The organism is Pseudomonas sp. XP1, from assembly GCF_053557675.1.
This window is the reverse complement of record NZ_JBNRIJ010000062.1, coordinates 8449-12448: the sequence shown is the minus strand read 5'-3', so window position 1 is coordinate 12448 and position 4000 is coordinate 8449. Positions and strand designations below refer to the sequence as shown.

General features: G+C 64.7%; 4 protein-coding genes. All 4 read right to left on the bottom strand.

The features are described 5' to 3' along the window. Positions 1-93: 93 nt before the first annotated feature. Genes pcaC through ACK1U9_RS25325 form a run of 4 tightly spaced genes read right to left on the bottom strand, consistent with a single transcriptional unit; the run spans position 94 to position 3954 of the window. The gene (pcaC, locus tag ACK1U9_RS25340; RefSeq protein ID WP_003259581.1) at positions 94-489 is read right to left on the bottom strand and encodes a 4-carboxymuconolactone decarboxylase; all 396 of its coding nucleotides are present in this window, start codon (positions 487-489) and stop codon (positions 94-96) included. Between the two features lie 10 nt (positions 490-499). Beyond that, complete coding sequence (gene pcaD / locus ACK1U9_RS25335; protein ID WP_046617255.1) at positions 500-1291, bottom strand: 3-oxoadipate enol-lactonase; 792 nt, start codon at positions 1289-1291, stop codon at positions 500-502. 11 nt (positions 1292-1302) lie between these two features. Further along, positions 1303-2655, bottom strand: coding sequence for a 3-carboxy-cis,cis-muconate cycloisomerase (locus ACK1U9_RS25330; protein WP_449110265.1), 1353 nt, complete (start codon positions 2653-2655; stop codon positions 1303-1305). A gap of 9 nt (positions 2656-2664) precedes the next feature. Continuing rightward, complete coding sequence (locus ACK1U9_RS25325) at positions 2665-3954, bottom strand: MFS family transporter (protein ID WP_046617253.1); 1290 nt, start codon at positions 3952-3954, stop codon at positions 2665-2667. Between the last annotated feature and the right edge of the window lie 46 nt (positions 3955-4000).

The window sequence follows — 4000 nt, the reverse complement described above, 5'->3', positions numbered from 1 at the left end:
TGGCATTCAGCTTGCCATTCACCGCTCTCACTTCAGATTCTAATCCCCTCTCAAGACACAAGCTGGCTTGCCGGCGATGGGCCGGTACAGGCATTACTGCTGTCGCGACTCCACGCCCAGCTCATCCCATACCGACTCAGCCATGTGGAAGGTGGCATTGGCAGCCGGAATGCCGCAATAAATCGCGCTCTGCATCAGTACTTCCTTGATCTCGTCGCGCGTGACGCCATTGTTGGCCGCCGCGCGCAGGTGCAGCTTCAGCTCGTCATTGCGGTTCATGCCAATCAGCATGGCGATGGTGATCAGGCTACGGGTATGCCGCGGCAGGCCCGGGCGGGTCCAGATGTCACCCCAGGCGTGGCGGGTGATCATCTCCTGGAACTCGCCGTTGAAGTCGTTGAGCTTCTCCAGGCTGCGGTCCACATGGGCATCGCCAAGCACTGCGCGGCGTACTTGCATGCCGGCGTCGTAACGTTGTTTCTCGTCCATGGCGGTATCCTCAGTGGGCCAGCAGGAAGTCGAGCACGCGGCGGCTGAACGCCTCGCCGACCTCGACGTTGGACAGGTGCGCCGCCGGGAAGTCGACGTACTCGGCACCCGTGATACCGGCCTGCATGAAGCGGCCGTGCTCTGGGGTGGTCACCACGTCTTCGGTACCGGCAACGATCAGCGTCGGCACCTGTATGCGGCCCAACTGCTCACGGTAGTCGGCATCGCGCACCGCTGCGCAGTTGCCGGCATAGCCTTGCGGGCTGGTTTGCGCCAGCATCTGGCAGATGCGCTGGGCCTGCGCCGGCTGGGCCTGGGCGAAGCCCGGGGTGAACCAGCGGGCGATGGAAGCATCGCGCAGATCGACCATGGCCTGCTGGCCGCCCTTGAGCACGGTGTCGATACGGGTGTTCCACACCTCGTCGTTGGCGATCTTGGCAGCGGTATTGCACAGGGTCAGGCTGTGCAGGCGCTGGCCGGCATTGATGCCCAGCCACTGGCCGATCAGGCCACCCATCGACAGGCCGACGAAGTGCGCCTTGGCGATATCCAGCCCATCGAGCAAGGCCAGCACGTCACGGCCCAGCTGTTCGATGCTGTAGGGGCCTTCAGTGACCAGCGACCCACCGTGGCCACGGGTGTCGTAGCGCAACACGCGCAAGTGCTGGCTCCACAGTGGGATCTGCGTGTCCCACATGCCCAGGTCGGTGCCCAGCGAGTTGGACAGGACCAGCACCGGGGCGTTTTCCGGGCCATCGATCTGGTAATTCAAAACGCCATCGGCCAGTTGCAAGTGCGCCACAGCGGTCTCCTTCAGGCAGTGAAACGTTGATGTTCGGACACGGCGCGCGCCACCCAGACGCGGGCCTGGCCCAAGTAATGGGCAGGGTCGAGCAAGCGATCGAGTTCTTCGGCGGACAGCTCGGCGCTGACCTGCGGCTCTTCACCCAGCACAGTGCGCAGGTGGCGCTGTTCGGCCACCGCGCGCTGGCAGCACTGCTCCAGCAGGTGGTGGGCGTGGTCGCGGCCCAGGCGCTGGGCGAGGACTATGCTTACCGCTTCGGCCAGCACCAGGCCCTGGGTCAGGTCGAGGTTACGGCGCATGCGCGCGGCATCCACTTCCATGCTCTCGGCAATCACCTGGGCCTGGCGCAGCGCACCGGAGACCAGGCAGCAGATGTCGGGCAGGGTTTCCCATTCGGCATGCCACAGGCCGAGGCTGCGCTCGTGCTCCTGGGGCATGGCGGCAAACAGCGTCGAAACCAGCCCCGGCACGCGGGTCGCGGCGCCGATCAGCACTGCTGCGCCGACAGGGTTGCGCTTGTGCGGCATGGTCGAAGACCCACCCTTGCCCGGCGCGGAAGGCTCGAACAGTTCCCCCGTCTCGGTCTGCATCAGCAGGCTGACATCGCGGCCGAACTTGCCCAGGCTACCGGCGACCAGGCCCAGCACCGAGGCAAACTCCACCAGGCGGTCGCGATGGGTGTGCCAGGGCTGCTCGGGCAGGGTCAGCTTGAGCTGCTCGGCCAAGGCTTCGGCCACCGGCATCGCCTTGCTGCCCAACGCCGCGAGGCTGCCCGAGGCACCGCCGAACTGCAGCACCAGCAGGCGTGGGCGCAGCTCCTGCAGGCGCTGGCGGTGACGGGTCAAGGCGCCCAGCACACCGGCCAGTTTCATGCCCAGGGTCACCGGGGTGGCATGCTGCAACCAGGTGCGCCCCACCAGCGGCGTGTCGGCGTGCTGCAAGGCCTGACGCGACAGGGTATCGGCCAGCTTGCCAAGGTCGGCTTCGATCAGGTCGAGGGCAGCGCGCAGCTGCACGACCAGCCCGGTGTCCATCGCGTCCTGGCTGGTGGCGCCCAGGTGCACGTAGCGCTCGGCCTCGGGCACGCCACTGGCGATCACTTTGCCCAACGCCTTCACCAGCGGGATCGCCGAGTTGCCAGCAGTAGCGATGGCATTGGCCAGCGCGCCAACGTCATAACGCTCGGCGTGGCAAGCCGCCTCGATGGCCGCTACCGCGCTGTGCGGGACCAGCCCGGCAGCCGCCTCGGCCCGTGCCAGCGCCGCTTCGAAATCGAGCATACCCTGCAGGCGGCCACGGTCGGAGAAGATCTCGCGCATGGCCGGTGCGGTGAAGTAGGCGTCGAACAGTTGGTTGGTCATGCCACGTCCTCAATCATCGTGGTGCAGGTACGCGGCCTGCTTCGGCAAGCGCAGGCTGAACAGGAAGGCAATCGCCATCATCGCTGTCACGTACCAGTAGAAAGTGTTTTCCATGCCCAAGGTCTTCAGGCCCAGGGCAACGTATTCGGCCGAACCGCCGAACGCCGCGTTGGCCACTGCATAGGCCAGGCCCACACCCAGCGCACGCACCTGCGGCGGGAACATCTCGGCCTTCACCAGGCCGCTGATCGAGGTGTAGAAACTGACGATACACAACGCCAGGGTAATCAGCACGAAGGCCATGAACGGGCTGCTCACGGTTTTCAGCGCCATCAGCAGCGGCACGGTGAACAGCGTCCCCAGGGCGCCGAACAGCATCATCGAATTACGCCGGCCGATGCGGTCGGAGAGCATGCCGAAGAACGGCTGCAGCACCATGAACAGGAATAGCGCGCCAGTCATCACGTAGCTGGCGTTTTTTGCGGTCATGCCGGCGGTGTTGACCAGGTACTTCTGCATGTATGTGGTGAAGGTGTAGAAGATCAGCGAACCGCCCGCGGTATAGCCGAGCACGGTGATGAAAGCCGCCGCGTGGTTGCGGAACAGGCCCTTGATGGTGCCGGCGTCCTTGTCCTGGCGGGTTTCGGCGCTGCTGGTCTCATGCAGCGAGCGGCGCAGCATCAACGAGATCAGCGCTGCAATGGCACCGACCACGAACGGTATGCGCCAGCCCCAGGCGCGCAGCTCTTCTTCGGTGAGCAGTTGCTGCAGGATCACCACCACCAGCACCGCCAGCAACTGGCCGCCGATCAGGGTCACGTACTGGAACGAGGCGAAGAAGCCGCGCTGGCCGCGCAGGGCCACTTCACTCATGTAGGTGGCAGTGGTGCCATACTCGCCGCCAACCGACAGGCCCTGGATCAGCCGGGCCAGCAACAGCAACGCCGGGGCCCAGGTGCCGATGCTGGCATAGGTGGGCAGGCAGGCGATCATCAGGGAGCCGAAGCACATCATCAGCACCGAGATCATCAGGGAATTCTTGCGACCATGGCGGTCAGCGAGGCGGCCGAATATCCAGCCACCGATGGGGCGCATCAGAAAACCCGCGGCGAACACGCCTGCCGTGTTCAACAACTGCACGGTGGGGTCGTCGGAAGGGAAGAAAGCCGGAGCAAAGTAGATCGCGCAGAAGGCATAGACGTAGAAGTCGAACCATTCCACCAGGTTGCCTGAAGAGGCACCAACGATAGCGAAGATGCGTTTACTGCGTTCTTCGCCGGTGTAATAGGCTGAGGTCATGGTGAGTTTACTCCTGGAGGGTCGCAGGTAATTCTAGACACACCTG

What these genes read in the sequence shown, in the direction of transcription:
- ACK1U9_RS25330 (WP_449110265.1), bottom strand. Translation starts at nt 2,655, where the DNA reads ATGACCAACCAACTGTTCGACGCCTACTTCACCGCACCGGCCATGCGC.
- ACK1U9_RS25325 (WP_046617253.1), bottom strand. Translation starts at nt 3,954, where the DNA reads ATGACCTCAGCCTATTACACCGGCGAAGAACGCAGTAAACGCATCTTC.
- pcaC (WP_003259581.1), bottom strand. Translation starts at nt 489, where the DNA reads ATGGACGAGAAACAACGTTACGACGCCGGCATGCAAGTACGCCGCGCA.